Origin of the sequence: Streptomyces sp. NPDC048417, from assembly GCF_040651615.1 — a bacterium.
GTDB lineage: Bacteria > Actinomycetota > Actinomycetes > Streptomycetales > Streptomycetaceae > Streptomyces.
On the sequence record NZ_JBEZKI010000020.1, the window covers coordinates 71,063 to 85,680 of the forward strand.

Below are 14,618 nucleotides of genomic sequence, written 5' to 3' on the forward strand. Positions count from 1 at the left end.
GACAGCGCGCCCTGGTCGCCGGTGCCGTCGCCCTGGCGGCGACGGCGGCCGGGAACGCGTCTTCCGCACCGTCGGCCTGGGCTACGGCAGGGAGGGCAGCCGGGAGTACGACATCCGCCTCTCCGCGCCGGATGCCAGTGGGCGACGTACCGCCCGGTCTTCGACAACGTGAGGGACGGGTTCCGCACGACCCGCTGACCGCTCGGCAACCGGAACGTTCGACCGCTAAGTTGGGCAGCATGAGCAACCTTGACCGTGCGCCCGTACCCAGCGTGTGCGGTGGCCGCGGATTCGTCGTCGCCGAACCCGTCCGCGAGCTGCTGAGTCCCCGCCACGTGCAACTCGGCGAGTCGACCGAGGTGCGCCGACTGCTGCCGAACCTCGGCCGCCGCATGATCGGCGCCTGGGCGTTCGTCGACCACTACGGCCCCGACGACATCGCCGACGAGCCCGGGATGCAGGTCCCGCCACACCCGCACATGGGGCTGCAGACGGTCAGCTGGCTGCACCAGGGCGAGGTACTGCACCGCGACTCGACCGGCAGTCTGCAGACGATCCGCCCGCGCGAGCTCGGGCTGATGACCTCGGGCCGGGCGATCAGCCACTCCGAGGAGAGCCCCAAGTCGCACGCCCGGTATCTGCACGGCGCCCAGCTGTGGGTCGCGCTGCCGGACTCCGACCGGCACGTCGAACCGAAGTTCGAGCACCATCCCGACCTGCCGAAGGTCACCGCGCCCGGCCTCACCGCGACCGTGATCCTCGGCTCCCTCGACGGCGCGGTCTCGCCCGGTACGACGTTCACCCCGATCGTCGGGGCCGACCTGGCGCTGACGCAGGGTTCGGATCTGCGCCTGCCCCTGGAACCGGACTTCGAGTACGGCGTGCTGGCGATGTCCGGCGAGGTGCGTGTCGACGGCGTACCGGTGCTCCCGGGCTCGATGCTCTACCTCGGCTGCGGCCGCACCGAACTGCCGCTGCGCGCCGAGTCTGACGCGGCGATCATGCTCCTGGGCGGCGAGCCGTTCGAGGAGGAGCTCATCATGTGGTGGAACTTTGTCGGGCGCACTCAGGACGACATCAAGCAGGCCCGCGAGGACTGGATGAGTGGGACGAGATTCGGGGAAGTGAAGGGTTACGACGGATCGCCTCTCCCTGCCCCCGAACTGCCGCCGACGCCACTGAAACCACGGGGTCGAGTGCGCTGACCTGGCTCCTTTCAACACGGCAGCCATATCACCGGGCGCGGCGAAACAAACCACGCCCGGTTCACTCGGACCGCCCGAGCAAACCACCTTCACACCCCTCGTTCCACTCCACCCCGAGGTGCGGGTCTCGCCAGCCGCAGTCAGCTTTGCTCGGACTGATGCTGACCCAGTGCTGACTTCACTGACAGGTGGTCAGGTCTCCGGGGAGGGCTCCGCTCGCACTTCTCGCGCCACACTCACCTCCGCGTCCTTGGACCCGCACCGCGAGTCGTCGGCGGACTGCTCCCCCTACGGAGAGCGAGAGTTCTCACCCCCTCCAGAACCATGCTGACCGCAGCCCCGGTGATGAGGTCTCCACAAACGGAGCGCGTGACACATCCTGCCCCCGTGACACCGTGCAACCTGTGCAATTCCGTCGCGGCCGGTGCCGACACCGCGCGCAGCGTCCGCGCACGCCCTGAGTAACGCTCGCCACCCCGAAGGCCCAGCTGCGCCCCAGAGCCAGCATGAGCCAGCACGGCACGCCACGCAGCCCCGAAACTCTGCCGTCTCATCTGACAACAAGCCCAGCAAGCTGCTCGCCTCAGACGTCGACATGTACGTCAAGTACAAGGAGACGGCCCGGGGCGGGCTGGCGGTGACCATCATCGAGCGCTAGGGAATGGCCCCCGTTTTCCCTGATCGCCGGTTTGCCCACTGGAGCCGGGACCGGGTGTGGGCCCGGTTGCACCGAGTCATCCTTGACGAGCTTGGTGCTCAGGGCGGGCTGGACTGGTCCCCGTGCGCCATTGACTCGGTGAGCGTCCGCGCCGTCAAGGGGGGCCACTGACGGGACCGAATCCGACCGACAGGGGTAAAAACGGGTCGAAGATTCATCTGATCTGCGACCGCAACGGCCTGCCGATCTCGGTCGCAGTCTCGGGCGCCAACCTGCACGACAGCCAGACCCTGGAGCCCTTGGTGATGGGCATCCCGCCCATTCGATCCCGCCGGGGACCGCGCCGTCTGCGGCCAGCCAAACTGCATGGGGACAAGAGCTATGACTACGACCACCTGCGGAAATGGCTGCGGAAACGCGGCATCGTCCCGCGAATCGCGCGACGCGGGGTCGAGATCTCAGCCCACCTCGGCCGTCATCGCCGGGTGGTCGAGCGGACCATGTCTTGGCTGTCCGGATGCCGTCGGCTCCATCGGCGCTACGAGCGCCAGCCCGAACACTTCATCGGCTTCACTGCGATCGCGGTCATGCTCATCTGCCTGCGGCGTCTGGGCGTCAGCGCCGGCCGGTAGCGTCTACCAGGTGACCGACGACGCCGTCATCTGGAACCGGCTCGCCGCCTTGCTACCGGAGGCCGAAGCCCAGGAAGTCAAAGACCGCTGGGACATCGGAGAACAGGAGGCGGGACTTGGCCTGCTCATCTCCGGCATCCTCAGCCACCAGCTGCCGATCAGCGAGACCATCAGGGCCCAGATCTCCGTACTCGCGGAGACCTGGGGCGAGCGGGTGGCCCTCACACCCCAGATCCTTCAGTGCCGCGACGAAGGAACACCTGGTCCTCTGAAGCTGATCGAAAGCGACGGAAGCACCGTCCCCGAGGCAATAGGCGTGGCCGAACAGGACCTGGCCGGTCTCGTCCTCGTTCCCTGGATCGCCTGCACGAGATGCGGCCAGGTCCTGATGCGCGCCCATGCCCGAGAAAGCTGGGGAGATCTCTCCTACCTGGCGCGGCACTACGTCATCACGACGCCGAACCGGGCCACCGCCCTGCGACTGTTCCCTGCCGACTCCGCCGGCGCGGCCTTCGCCGGCCTCCAGCGCGCGTGTTCAGACACACCATAAGAAACGGTGTCTTTAGATAAGAGCTCGTAACACGATCATGTGGCTCAGTCCCAGGTGTCGTGGTGGAGCGTGGGAGCGTGGCCCTGGATCGTGGGCGATGACCTGTGCGGGGAAGGGGAGTTGGACGAGTGTGGTCTGGGCGGCGACGTCGCCGGAATCGGGACTGGTCCATCCGGTTGAAAGACGCTCAGAGGTGAAGGGTCTGTCGGACCGTTTCAACGACCTGCGTTCCCGTGGTCAGGGGTACGTCGAGGTTCGGTCGCCGGACAGGGAGTTCCCGGTGCTGACGCTGGCGTTCCGAGATGATCACGCGGTCGTCCATCTGATGAGTGACACCGAGCGGGTGTCTCTGCTCGTAGGAGACGGCACTGTGTCCTCAGGTACCGAGGTCGACGTCCCGATCATGGACGACCTCGCTGCGTTCACGGGCGACTTTGTCCTGGATGTCGATCGGGCGTGGGACCTGGTGCACGACTTCACCCAGACGCGGGCGGCCGGCCCTCTGGGTGAGTGGTGCGAGATGTAGCGAAAAGCTGGTGACACGATCATGATCGATGCTTCTTCAGTCGCCTCCAGCAGATGAGGCCGCAGGCCAATGCGACGAAGGCGTTGTGGAGTTCGGTGCGGTGTTCCCAGCGGACGGCGAGGCCTTTGAACTGATGGAGCAGGGCGAAGGTCTGCTCGACGACGTAGCGGAGTTTGCCCAGGCCCTTGATGTTCGGGGCGCCTTTGCGGGAGATGACCGGTAGGAAACTGCGTCTGCGCAGCTCACGCCGGTTGGGGTTGGAGTCGTAGCCCTTGTCACCGAGAAGAGAGGCGGGGCGGCGGCGCGGGCACCCAGGACGTCCGGCCACCGGCGGGATGCCGTCGACGAGGGCGAGGGTCTGAGTGACGTCATTGACGTTCGCCGCGGTGGTGATGACCTTGAGCGGGGTACCGCGTCCGTCGCAGATCAAATGGTGCTTGCTGCCCGTCTTCCGCCGGTCGACCGGCGACGGACCGGTGTCGGCTCCCCCCCCTTTTTCGCACGGATGTGGGAGCCGTCCACACACGCCCTGGACCAGTCGAGTTCGCCGGCCGCATACAGCTCGGTGAGCAGAATGCGGTGCAACTGGTCGTAGACGTCGGCCTGCTGCCAGCGATCCAGACGCCGCCAGCAAGTCTGTCCCGAGCCGAATCCCAGCTCCAGGGGCGGGAGTTGCCAGGCTATGTCGTTGTGGAGGACGTACAGGATGCCCTGCAGACACAGCCGGTCCGCTACCGGCTGTGGGCCCGGCGACTTCTCCGGCCAGGGCGGCAGCAGCGGTTCGATCAGCGCCCACAAGTCGTCGTCCACGATCCACGGCCGAGTATTCTCACATCACGAACGGCCGAATCATCACACCAGTCACGCCCCACCAGGACGCTTCAACAAGATCGTGTTGCGAGCTCTAAGCCTCGCAATCGAACTTCGCGATGACTCTCGGCGACTGCTCCCCAAGGTCTGTGCCAGAACCAGTTTTGAAGGCAGCAGCCGGTTGCTGTGTCTGTCACCTCCGGGCGTTGTCAGTGCCTGCTGGCAGGATCACCGGTATGACACCGTTGCTTCTCACCGACATCGAACGAGCCGTTCGCAGCAGTTGGAGTGCCGAGACGTGCACGCCTGCATTCCGATCGCGCTGGACCAAGGACAATCCGGCCCGGGACCAGTGCGGGGTGACCGCCATGGTCCTCAATGACTTGCTGGGAGGCGAGTTGATCCGGGGCGAGGTCCACGTCAACGGAGAGCGTGTGGACTACCACTGGTGGAACCGCCTGGGCATGGGCATCGAGATCGACCTCACCCGCGAGCAGTTCATGCCGGAGGAGATCGTCACTGGCGGCATCGTGATTCCCCGCCCGCCCGTGACCGAATGGCGCAGGCTCCGCGAGGAGTACGAGCTTCTCCGCGACCGCGTCTTGGAGAAGCTCAACGGGCAGCAGCGGGCGGCCTCTGCGGCCGTGTCTCCTCAGCTGGCTTGAACCTGTTCGGCTCGTGCGCGGGTGGAAACGGGGAGGTGTAGGAGTCGGTGCCGGTCTCGATCGTGCCGTTGGAGGTGAGGCGGTCGACGATGGCCGCGCAGAGGAGGGGGGGCGGTGAAGGTCTTCGTCCAGCCGTCGAAGGACTCGTTCAAGGACCGGTGCGTCTGGGCGTCACCCCGGCGCTGTGAGCCAGCACCTCGACGTCCTGCACCGCGCCGGACTGGTCACCCGGGCCGGCACGGACACCTCGTGCTCTCCCTACGCAGCCCTCTCGGCGACCAACTACTGACGTGACGTGGCAAGCCCCACGGGACCACGGGACAGCGGGACAGTCTGCGGGCCCTGGCTTCCCGGGATCACCTACGGCGACGGGCGGCGGGGCGCCCTCGGTGACGTGCTGGGCGACAGCATCGACGCCGGGCCGGGCGTACCGCTCCAGGGCCTTTACATGGCGTCGGTCAGCGGATTTTGTGGGGCAACCGGTGCGAGTTTCAAGGTTCCCGCGGCGGCCTGCTCCGCCAGCTGGGCAAGCTGCGCGGCGCTGGGCTCGACGTAGAGGTCCCAACTCGTGATGCCTCGTTCCTCCGCAGGCGCGTCCGAGGTCAGGGAGCACAGTCGGCCGCCGTCCCGCACCAAAGGCAGGGCGGCGTCCGCCGTGCCGGTGGCGATGATGAGGGCGGCGTCGAACCCGCCGCGTACCTTGGCCGGCCAGTTCGGGCCGTGGTAGTCGACGACCTCCATCGCTCCCAGACCGAGCAGGCGCTCCGCGGCGGCAGCAGACGCGGTCGCGGTCACCTCGATGCCCTTGGCCGCGGCGAGCTGGATGGCCAGGGCTCCGGTGGCCCCGCCTCCGTTGGTGATCAGGAGCCGCTGTCCTCGGCTGAGGTCCAGCCTCTCCAGGGCCTGCAACGCGGTGAGTCCGTTGACCGGCAGCGCCGCCGCGTGCACGGCGTCCAGTCCGGGTGGGCAGGCTGCCGCGTGATCCGCGTTGATCAGAACGCGTTCGGCCCAGAAGCCGCTTCCCCCCGGGCAGCGGGGCCTCGTGTGCAAGCACCCGGTCGCCTGGGGCGAACCCGGAGACACCCGCGCCGACGGCCAGCACCTTGCCCGCGCCCTCCACTCCCAGCGCCGCCGGGGGGCGCAGCCCCACGTCCCAGCCGGCGCCGTTCAGCAGTTCGACGCGAAATCTGTGTGGTCGCACCGGTCCGGCCGAACAGCACCCCGCAACAGATCAGGTCCGCCGGGTTCGGCAAGTCCGCCTTCACCATCAACTGGCAGGAAAGGACTGCCACTTGTCCGTCCGGCCGGACCAGCCGCTACTGGACAGTCGGCCTCGACAACAACGGCCGCGACGCGATCAGAATCCGCTTCGCGACCACGACCTGCTCTCCCTGCCCCGTCCGGGACCAGTGCACCCGCTCCACCCAGTACGGCCGACAGCTCACCGTCCGGCCTCAAGGGCAAGACGCCCTGCTCGAACGCGTCCGCGCCGAGCAGACCACCAAGGCGTGGAAGGAACGCCACGCCGCCAGGGCCGGTGTTGAGGGATCCATCCACCAAGCCGTCGCCGTCGGCGGTATGCGTCGCACCCGCTGTCGCGGCCTAGCCAAAACACACCTCGGCCATGTTCTGACAGCCACTGCAGTCAACTTGATCCGGCTCGACGCCTGGTGGACCGGCACCCCGCTCGCCCAGACCAGAACCTCCCGGCTCGCGGCCCTCGAACTCGCCACATGAACCAATTGGGCAACAGGGTCCTCGAAATCTTCTACAACCGCAAGCGGCTGCGGAGGCATCCAGTCTGGGGCTACCTCACCCCGCTGGAGACCCGGCAGCGACACGAGCAAGAACACGCCCTCGCAGCGTAAGCATCGAGTGTCCAGCATCACGGGGAAACTTCAGGGCGCCAGGACCTGGCCCACCGCATCGCCCAAGAGGCCCTCAAGGGGACACAGATCCGCACGCTCGCAAAGCGCCACAACCTCCGCTGCTGGGACGTCCGCTTCGCCCTGGAGGTTCCACGCCTGATCACCGCAGAGACGAGTCCGCTGACCGACCCCATCACAGGGGAACTCGCCGACCTGGTCGAGGGCATGATCGGCAGAAAGCTCAACGGAAGGCAGATCTGGACAGAACTCATGGACCACCACGACTACTTGGTCACATACGACAGCATCCGCCACTACATCCGATGCACACGATCCCCAACAGCGCCAGCACGAGCAGAACCGTGTCCCGGGTGCGGGTAAGCCGGTGCTCGTTGCCGTACGCGGCCCGGTTGGGGTTCCCGCCGCAGCGGGTCAGGCCGCGAAGCCGCCGTCGATGTCGATGCTGGCTCCCGTCACGAAGGCGGCCTCGGGCCCGGCGAGGTAGGAGGCCAGGGCTGCGATCTCGTCGGTGGTGCCGAAGCGGCCCAGGGCGGTCCAGCGGAGCATGTTCCCCGCGTTCGGGCCGTCGGCCGAGTTGCTGTCGGTGTCGGTGGGGCCGGGCTGGATGTTGTTGACCGTGATGCCGCGGGGGCCGAGCTCGCGAGCCAGGCCGCGGGTCAGGCCGGCGACGGCGGCCTTGGTCATGCCGTAGACGGATCCGCCGGGGAAGGGGAGGCGATCGGCGTTGATACTGCCGATGTTGATGATCCGGCCGTTGTCGGCCAGGTGCCTGAGGGCTTCGCGGGTGCCTGCCACCACACCACGGATGTTGACGTCGATCATCCGGTCGATGTCCTCCAGGGGCAGCTGGTCCAGGGGGCCGAACGCGCCGGTGCCCGCGTTGTTCACCAGGATGTCGAGTCGGCCGAAGGCGCGGACCGTCTCCTCGACGGCCGAGCCGATCTGCGCCGGGTCGGCGCTGTCGGCCTGCAAGGCCAGGGCGCGGCCGCCCGCGGCCTCGATGGCGGCGACGACGCCGTCCGCGCGGTCCTTGGAGTGGGCATAGGTGAGGGCGACGTGGGCGCCATCGGCGGTCAGCCGCTGGGCGACGGCTGCGCCGATACCGCGGGAACCTCCGGTGACGAGGGCGACCTTGTGGGTGAGGGTGCTCATGGGGTGTGGTCCTTGATCTCGGGTGGTCCGGTGCGATGCGTGTACGTGTGCCGAGCGTCTTGAGGTATCGGCGCTGGGGTTTCAGGCGCGGGGCTGCATGTACTCGAAGACAGAGCCGTCCGGGTGGCGGGCGACGATCCTGGTGCCGTTGGGCACCTCGTTGGGTGCTTCGAGGATCTCGGCGCCGGCCTCGTTGAGGGTGTCGAGTACGGAGTCCACGGACTCGACGATGACGGTCGCGGTCTGGGAGACGTACTTCTCCAGCGGGCCGGCGTACAGCAGGAACGGCCCTACCAGCGCCAACTCCAGTTCGCGGTACGGGAAGCGCCTGACGTCGACGTCTCCGGCCAGTTCGCGGTAGAGGGGGATCGCGTCATCAAGGCTCTCGACCTCGACGTTCGCGATCATTGCTCGGATGTTGCTGCTCACGGGAATCTCCGTTGTCTGGTGCGAGGCGCGGTCAGTTGTGGTCGGCCGCGGTGAAGGCGGGGTAGTCGGTGTAGCCCTCGGCCTGGCCGGCGTAGTAGGTGTCCCGGTCACTCTCGGCCAGCGGGTGGCCCTGGGCGAAGCGCTCGACGAGGTCGGGGTTGGCGATGAAGGGGGCACCGAAGGAGACCGCGTTGACAATTCCGGCGTCGAGGATCTCGTTGCCGAGGGCTAGGGTGAAGCCGAGGTTGGCGACGACGTTGCCCTGGTAGTGGGCGCGGTAGCGGGAGAAGAGGGCGGTGCGCTCCTCGATGGTGCCGGGGGTGCCCAGGAGGTGGAGGTAGGCCAGGTTGGTGTCGCCCAGCTTCTTGAGCAGCTGGTCGTAGTCGGCGAGTGTCTCCTCGTCCGCGGTGAACGCGGTTCCGCTGGTCCAGCCCGGGGACATCTTCACGGCTATGCGGTCGCTGCCCCACACGTCGCTGACGGCGTCGAGGATGTCGAGGAGGAACTGCGCCCGCTTCTCGCTGCTGCCTCCGTAGGCGTCGGTGCGCTGGTTGAGGCGGGGGTTGAGGAACTGCGGGATCAGGTGGGATCCCTGGGCGTGGAGTTCCACGCCGTCGAAGCCGGCGCGGCGGGCGTTCTCGGCCGCACGGCGGTAGTCGGCGATCGTGTCGGCGATCTCAGCGGCGGTGTAGGCGCGCGGGGTGAGGGTGTCCTTCGGGCCGGTCGGGGTGAAGGACTTCTCGCCGGGGTTGATGGCCGAGGGCCCGGCGGGCAGGCGACCGCCGAGGTGGTCGGGGTGGGAGGCCGCGCCGACGTGGCCGAACTGGGAGACGATCCGTCCGCCCGCCTCGTGGACGGCTTCGGTGACCTTCGCCCAGCCGGCGGTCTGCGTGTCGGTGTAGATGCCGGGGACGTTGATGAAGCCGATCGCGTCGGCGCTGATCCAGGTGCCTTCGGTGACGATCAGGCCGGCGCCGGCGCGCTGCGCGTAGTAGGTCGCCATCAGGTCGGTGGGGGCCAGTTCAGGGTTCCGGGCGCGGGCCCGGGTCATGGGGGCCATGACGACGCTGTTGGGGAGCTGAAGTGCGCCGAGGCGGACGGGCTGCAGCAGAGGCTGAGTGGTGGCGGTTCGGGTCTGGCTGGGCATGAGGATCCTTCTTCTCTGCGGGTCTGGTAGGTCTGGGCGAGAGCGGCGCATGGCCGGAGGGGGCCTGGCTCAGTCCTGTTTGAGGGCATGGAGGCCGGAGAGAGGGCCGCCGAGCTGCATGAGGCGTCCGCCCTGGCGCAAGGAGCCGAGGTCGACGGGAGCGAACCCGAACTCGGCGGTCAGGTCCTTGACGGTGGTCTTGGCGTCGGCATCGTCGCCTGCGAGGAACAGCACCTGGCGTCCGGCCTGGTGGCGGGGGTCGGCGGCGATGTACTGGCCGTAGAGGGTGTTGAACGCCTTGACAACGCGGGCTCCGGGCAGCAGTGAGGCGACGTATTCGCTGCCGGTCAGCTCCCCCAGATCGGCGATCTTCGTGTGCGGGGGCGGGGAGGCGAACTGGTTGGTGGCGTCGATGACGATGCGCCCGTCGAAGGGCGGCAGGCCGGCTACCGCGTCCGGGATCTGGGGCCAGCCGATGGCGAGCACGACGAGCTCCGCCGCGGCGGCTTCCTTCGGGGTGCCGGCGTGGGCGAGCGGTCCGAGTTCGTCGGCGAGGCCGGCCAGGGAGGCGGGGCCGCGGCTGTTGCTCAGTACGACCTGGTGGCCGTGAGCCACGGCGTGGCGGGCGATGGCCTGGGCGACGGTTCCGGCGCCGAGGGTTCCGATCTTCATGGCAATGCCCTTCGTAAGGTTCAGGAGGCGGGGCTGGTGAGCAGGACGGTTCCGCTCTTGCCGGGGCGGCGGACATGGTCGATGGCCTTCGCGAAGTCGGCGAGGTCGTAGCCAGCTGCGACCTCGAAGAGGTCCGGGGCGCTCTCGGCCAGACGGGCGGCGAAGGAGACGTCCTCGGCCCGTTCCTCAGGCGTGCGGGTCATCCACCGGCCGATGGACGCGCCCCGCACAGTCAGGGCCCGCGGGGTCAGCGCCAGGGACTCCAGCGGCGTGCTGCCGGAACCGAGCTGTCCGTAGGTGATCAGCGTGCCGCCATCGGCGAGCAGCCCGGCCAGCTCACCGGTCAGGGATCCGCCCACCGCGTCCAGTACGACCTGGGCGCCCCGGCCGCCGGTCGCGTCCTGGACCTGAGTGCGCCAGTCCGCGTCGGCCGTCGAGATGGTCGGCAGTCCGGGGAAGCGCTGCCGCAAGGTCTGCGCCCCCGTGGCGCTGCGTACCAGGTTGACCAGCGGGATGCCGTGCTTGAGTGCGGCGACGCTGACCAGCTTGCCGATCGACGAACCGGCGGCCGTCTGCACCACCGGACCTGCCTGGCTGTGCTGGGCGTCCTCGACCGCCCGCAGCAAGGTGAGCAGGGTGAGTGGGTTGACCAGCATCAGCGCGGCACTCTTGTCGCTGACGCCGTCGGGAACCGGCACCGCAAGATCGGCCGGTACCGTGACGAACTCACTCCACGCGCCCGGTACCGGGAAGAACGCCACCCGCTGACCGGGCCGCAGGTCCGGCACGCCCCCGCCGACGGCCTTGATGACGCCCATCCCCTCCACGCCGGGAATCCGCGGGGTGGCGAACCGCTGCCGTGGCCCGCCCGGGACGCCCTCCACTCCCGCGAGATCGCCCGGGTGGATGGGCCGGGCCAGCACCCGCACGACCAGCTGCCCGGCAGCCGGCGCGGGTGGCTCCGGCTGCTCATGCATGCGTAGTACCCGGGCGGCATCGCCCTGCTGGTGGTAGGTGATGGTGCGCATGACGCTCTCCTTCACGAGCTATTAATGACGGCCATCATCAGAACTACTGCTATGATGAGAGGCATCATTAAAAAGGTCAAGTCGAGAGAGTTGTGAGAGGACGGTCATGCCGCGGATCACCAAGGAGGACAAGGCCCGCAACCGGCAGAACATCGTCGAGGCGGCAGGCCGCATGTTCCGCTCTCAGGGCATCGACGCGGTCGGTATCGCCGAGCTGATGAAGGAAGTCGGGCTCACCCACGGCGGCTTCTACAACCACTTCGCGTCCAAGGACGCCCTGGCGGTGGAGGTGTGCGGTGCTTCCTTCGCCGCTTCGCTCGGGGGCCTGGCCCATGCCATCGAGGACGGCGCGGGCGAGGCCGGCACGCCGCTTGAGCGGGTGGTCGCCGGGTATCTGTCACCTGCGCACCGTGACGCCGGCGACGGTGGCTGCCCGTCCGCCTCCTTGGTCGTGGACGCCGGACGGCACAGCGAAGCCGTGCAGCGCGCGTACGCCGACGGAGTCGAGGGCTACCTCACCGGCTTCACCGCCGAGTTCCAGCGCGAAGCCGAAGAGAGCGGGCAGGAACTCGCCCCAGAGAAGGCCCGTCAACGCGCCATCCGGCTGCTCAGCGAACTGGTCGGCGCGGTAGTGATCTCACGCGCCGTTCGCAACGTCGAGCCCGAGCTCTCCGACGAGATCCTCCAGGCCGGACGCAGCCACGGCCTCGACTGACGCCACACCCAGGCCGGCGCACCACCCGCAGGCCAACGTGGAAGCGGTCTGTTAGGGAGCTGCGGCGTTCGAAACGTCCCTGGTCAGACAGTCTGAGGGCAACATCCCGCGCTCCTGGGCACGGCGGATGATGCGGGCCGCGATACCGACGGTGTGGCCGCGGCTTCGATCCGGTGACCGGTGGAGCCCTGCGCAGGTCGTCACGTTGTCGAGGGCCACCACCTTGGTGATGCGGACGCGCACGAGGAACACCACCTCAACCGCGTTGCGCTGTCCGAACTCCTCACCGCGTTTGGCACCCACTCCCAGCCGGGTCGACCACGGCAACGTCTCCTCCAGGTCCGCCGACAGCATGGCCTCGCCCTCGCCGATCACGAACGCGTACGGCGAGAACGCCCCACCGACCCTACTCGGAGCCATTCCCTGGGGAGAATCTGGGGAGTATGAACGGCGCTGGGGAGCGCGTGGGGAGAATCGACTGCGTAACCGGGCACGAGCGTGAAAGGTCCCGAAAGAGGTATCAGCCCAGGCCAGAGACGCTCCCAGCAACATCACCGCAGGTCAGCGCCACCAGGTAGACGACTTCAAGAAGATCTCCTCGCTCACCAACGCCGCTCATCAAGGGCCCGGCCAGCCCAGACACTACATCTGACACCCCATCAGGGCGAGCGTCAGATGAACGTCACGAGCGTCGTTTCAGCATCAAGATACCGCCTGTAAGGCCCACACCGTACATAACGCACACCACCCGAACCTGCAGGTCAGGCGGCATTTGCGGCCAGGTGGCCGTTCCCGGCGGGGCCGACGCCGCCCGGGACACTCTGGCCCGAGCCGACTGCTGTGCCGTGTGTCGCGTTCCGCGCCGGCGCGGTCGTGGCCGTGGTCTCGGCGGTCGTGGGGTGGTTCGTGGTGCTGCGGCGGCAGACGTTCGCCGCGCACACCGTCTCCGCCGTCGCCTTCCCCGGCGCCGCCGGGGCGCTCCTGCTCGGGTTCAGCGCGGTCTACGGCTACTTCGCCCTGTGCGTGGCCTCTGCACTGGTCATCGCTGCCCTGCGGGGCGGCGGTGAGCACGAGGAGTCGGCGCTGACCGGGACCGTGCAGGCGTTCCTGCTCGCGTCCGGGTTCCTGTTCACCGCCCTGTACAGAGGGCTGCTGGAGGGGCCGCAGACCATCCTCTTCGGCACCTTCCTGGGGATCACCTCCTCCCAGGTGACCGTGCTGACGGTGGTCGGTGCGGTGGTGCTCGCGATGCTGGCGCTGATCGGGCGGCCACTGCTGTTCGCCTCCGTCGACCCGCAGGTCGCCGCCGGGCGCGGGGTGCCGGTGCGCGCCCTGTCGGTGGTCTTCCTCGTCCTGCTCGGTGCGGCCACCGCCGAGGCGAGCCAGATCACCGGGACCCTCCTGGTCTTCGCCCTCATGGTGATCCCGGCCGCCACCGCTCAAGTCCTCACCGCCCGCCCGGCGTTGAGCCTGGCCCTGGCCGTCCTGCTGGCCTTCGCCGCGACCTGGCTGGGGCTGACCGCCGCCTACTACTCGCCCTACCCCCTGGGCTTCTTCGTAACGACCATCGCCTTCGCCGGCTACCTGCTCGCCCTGGGCCGGCGCTCACTGCGCGAGGCACTCGCCCGCACCCGGGCCGGCGCCGCGCCCACTGCCAAGGAGGTGGTCGCATGACCACCCTGCTCGCCGCCTCCCCGTTGTCCCACCCGTTCTTCCTTCACGCCTTCCTCGCCGGTACCGCCATCGCCGCGGCCTGCGGACTGGTCGGCTACTTCCTGGTGCTGCGGGCCCAGGTCTTCACCGCCGACGCGCTCAGCCACGTCGCCTTCACCGGTGCGATGGCGGCTCTCGCCTTCGGTGCCGACCTTCGCCTCGGGCTGTTCGCCGCCACCATCGCCATGGCGCTGCTCTTCGGCACCCTCGGCCGCAAGGCCCGGCCCGACGACGTGGTCATCGGGAGCGTCTTCTCCTGGGTCCTTGGCCTGGGCGCCTTCTTCATCACCCTCTACACGACCTCGCGCAGCACCACCAACGGCACCGCCGGCGTCAGCGTCCTGTTCGGCTCCGTCTTCGGCATCTCCGCCGGCAGCGCCGTCGTCGCCGCCCTGGTGGCCGCCGCGGTCGGCCTGCTGGTGGTCCTCATCGCCCGGCCGCTGCTGTTCGCCACGCTCGACGAGGCCGTGGCCGCCGCCCGCGGGGTACCGGTACGGCCGCTCGGGTACGGCTTCCTCGCCCTGGCCGGGATCAGCGCCGGCGAGGCCACCCAAGCGGTCGGCTCCCTCCTCCTGCTCGGCCTGCTCGCCGCCCCCGCCGGTGCCGCGATCAGGCTCACCGACCGCCCCTACCGTGCCCTCGCCCTCTCCGCCGGCCTGGCGGTGCTGGAGATGTGGGCGGGGCTGTTCGCCTCGTACTCGGTGCCGAAGATGCCGCCGAGCTTCGCCATCATGGCCGCCGCCACAGCTGTCTACGCCGCGACGTTCCTGATACGACGGCCCGCCTCCGATCCTCGTACGCCAACCGCCGTCCCCACCGGCACATGA

At 68.7% G+C, this 14,618-nt stretch carries 17 protein-coding genes and 3 pseudogenes; 10 read left to right on the top strand and 10 right to left on the bottom strand.

Annotation, left to right across the window (positions count from 1 at the left end):
- Window positions 1–239 precede the first annotated feature (239 nt).
- The 4 genes and pseudogenes from AB0D59_RS29615 to AB0D59_RS29630 all read left to right on the top strand — a co-directional run bounded on the left by AB0D59_RS29615 (window position 240) and on the right by AB0D59_RS29630 (window position 3,571).
- Complete coding sequence (locus tag AB0D59_RS29615) at window positions 240–1,205, top strand: pirin family protein (RefSeq protein ID WP_362571651.1); 966 nt, start codon at window positions 240–242, stop codon at window positions 1,203–1,205.
- Between the two features lie 712 nt (window positions 1,206–1,917).
- Window positions 1,918–2,495 (top strand): annotated as a pseudogene (locus tag AB0D59_RS29620) (IS5 family transposase); the annotation flags it as partial.
- 10 nt (window positions 2,496–2,505) lie between these two features.
- Window positions 2,506–3,045 (top strand): hypothetical protein, encoded by a 540-nt coding sequence (locus AB0D59_RS29625; RefSeq protein WP_362571654.1) that lies wholly within the window; start codon window positions 2,506–2,508, stop codon window positions 3,043–3,045.
- 193 nt (window positions 3,046–3,238) lie between these two features.
- Entirely contained in the window at window positions 3,239–3,571 is a 333-nt protein-coding gene (locus AB0D59_RS29630) for a hypothetical protein (RefSeq protein WP_362571657.1), read from the top strand.
- A 19-nt stretch (window positions 3,572–3,590) separates the two neighbouring features.
- Here AB0D59_RS29630 and AB0D59_RS29635 read toward each other — a convergent pair.
- Window positions 3,591–4,384 (bottom strand): IS5 family transposase gene (locus AB0D59_RS29635; protein ID WP_362572015.1). Its coding sequence is split into 2 segments (ribosomal slippage): window positions 3,591–4,061 and window positions 4,064–4,384, totalling 792 coding nucleotides; the frame shifts between segments, so codons are not numbered across the junction.
- Between the two features lie 233 nt (window positions 4,385–4,617).
- Here AB0D59_RS29635 and AB0D59_RS29640 point away from each other — a divergent pair.
- Entirely contained in the window at window positions 4,618–5,046 is a 429-nt protein-coding gene (locus tag AB0D59_RS29640) for a hypothetical protein (protein ID WP_362571660.1), read from the top strand.
- Here the strand turns inward: AB0D59_RS29640 and AB0D59_RS29645 are convergent.
- The 3 genes and pseudogenes from AB0D59_RS29645 to AB0D59_RS29655 all read right to left on the bottom strand — a co-directional run.
- A pseudogene (locus AB0D59_RS29645) lies at window positions 5,034–5,201 on the bottom strand (AAA family ATPase); the annotation flags it as partial. The gene AB0D59_RS29640 and the pseudogene AB0D59_RS29645 sit on opposite strands and share 13 nt — an antisense overlap.
- 289 nt (window positions 5,202–5,490) lie before the next feature.
- Window positions 5,491–6,096, bottom strand: a complete 606-nt coding sequence (locus AB0D59_RS29650; protein ID WP_362571663.1) for a zinc-binding dehydrogenase — start codon at window positions 6,094–6,096, stop codon at window positions 5,491–5,493.
- A 46-nt stretch (window positions 6,097–6,142) separates the two neighbouring features.
- Window positions 6,143–6,247, bottom strand: a pseudogene (locus AB0D59_RS29655) (hypothetical protein); the annotation flags it as partial.
- On the opposite strand from AB0D59_RS29655, the gene AB0D59_RS29660 reads away from it, so the two are divergent.
- Together AB0D59_RS29660 and AB0D59_RS29665 are read left to right on the top strand one after the other, a co-directional pair.
- Entirely contained in the window at window positions 6,238–6,783 is a 546-nt protein-coding gene (locus AB0D59_RS29660; RefSeq protein WP_362571666.1) for a transposase, read from the top strand. The pseudogene AB0D59_RS29655 and the gene AB0D59_RS29660 overlap by 10 nt on opposite strands.
- Window positions 6,780–6,914 (top strand): hypothetical protein, encoded by a 135-nt coding sequence (locus tag AB0D59_RS29665; RefSeq protein ID WP_362571668.1) that lies wholly within the window; start codon window positions 6,780–6,782, stop codon window positions 6,912–6,914. The genes AB0D59_RS29660 and AB0D59_RS29665 overlap by 4 nt, the downstream gene beginning before the upstream one ends.
- A gap of 432 nt (window positions 6,915–7,346) precedes the next feature.
- Here the strand turns inward: AB0D59_RS29665 and AB0D59_RS29670 are convergent, their stop codons facing one another.
- From AB0D59_RS29670 to AB0D59_RS29690, 5 genes are all read right to left on the bottom strand, one after another.
- Window positions 7,347–8,087, bottom strand: a complete 741-nt coding sequence (locus tag AB0D59_RS29670; RefSeq protein WP_362571671.1) for a 3-oxoacyl-ACP reductase family protein — start codon at window positions 8,085–8,087, stop codon at window positions 7,347–7,349.
- A gap of 81 nt (window positions 8,088–8,168) precedes the next feature.
- Window positions 8,169–8,516, bottom strand: a complete 348-nt coding sequence (locus tag AB0D59_RS29675) for a VOC family protein (protein ID WP_362571674.1) — start codon at window positions 8,514–8,516, stop codon at window positions 8,169–8,171.
- A 31-nt stretch (window positions 8,517–8,547) separates the two neighbouring features.
- Window positions 8,548–9,663, bottom strand: coding sequence for an alkene reductase (locus AB0D59_RS29680; RefSeq protein WP_362571677.1), 1,116 nt, complete (start codon window positions 9,661–9,663; stop codon window positions 8,548–8,550).
- A 69-nt stretch (window positions 9,664–9,732) separates the two neighbouring features.
- Window positions 9,733–10,335: an NAD(P)-binding domain-containing protein gene (locus AB0D59_RS29685; RefSeq protein ID WP_362571680.1), complete on the bottom strand. Its 603-nt coding sequence runs from the start codon at window positions 10,333–10,335 to the stop codon at window positions 9,733–9,735.
- A gap of 20 nt (window positions 10,336–10,355) precedes the next feature.
- Window positions 10,356–11,363 carry a zinc-binding dehydrogenase gene (locus tag AB0D59_RS29690; protein ID WP_362571683.1) on the bottom strand — a complete coding sequence of 336 codons (1,008 nt, stop codon included), beginning with the start codon at window positions 11,361–11,363 and terminating at the stop codon, window positions 10,356–10,358.
- A 106-nt stretch (window positions 11,364–11,469) separates the two neighbouring features.
- Here AB0D59_RS29690 and AB0D59_RS29695 point away from each other — a divergent pair, with 106 nt between their 5' ends.
- Window positions 11,470–12,078, top strand: coding sequence for a TetR/AcrR family transcriptional regulator (locus tag AB0D59_RS29695; protein ID WP_362571685.1), 609 nt, complete (start codon window positions 11,470–11,472; stop codon window positions 12,076–12,078).
- Between the two features lie 51 nt (window positions 12,079–12,129).
- On the opposite strand, the gene AB0D59_RS29700 is transcribed toward AB0D59_RS29695, so the two are convergent.
- Entirely contained in the window at window positions 12,130–12,498 is a 369-nt protein-coding gene (locus AB0D59_RS29700) for a hypothetical protein (RefSeq protein WP_362571688.1), read from the bottom strand.
- Window positions 12,499–12,918: 420 nt separating this feature from the next.
- On the opposite strand from AB0D59_RS29700, the gene AB0D59_RS29705 reads away from it, so the two are divergent.
- Both AB0D59_RS29705 and AB0D59_RS29710 read left to right on the top strand, forming a co-directional pair.
- Window positions 12,919–13,752 (top strand): metal ABC transporter permease, encoded by an 834-nt coding sequence (locus AB0D59_RS29705; protein WP_362571691.1) that lies wholly within the window; start codon window positions 12,919–12,921, stop codon window positions 13,750–13,752.
- Complete coding sequence (locus AB0D59_RS29710; protein ID WP_362571694.1) at window positions 13,749–14,618, top strand: metal ABC transporter permease; 870 nt, start codon at window positions 13,749–13,751, stop codon at window positions 14,616–14,618. Before AB0D59_RS29705 ends, AB0D59_RS29710 begins: the two co-directional genes overlap by 4 nt.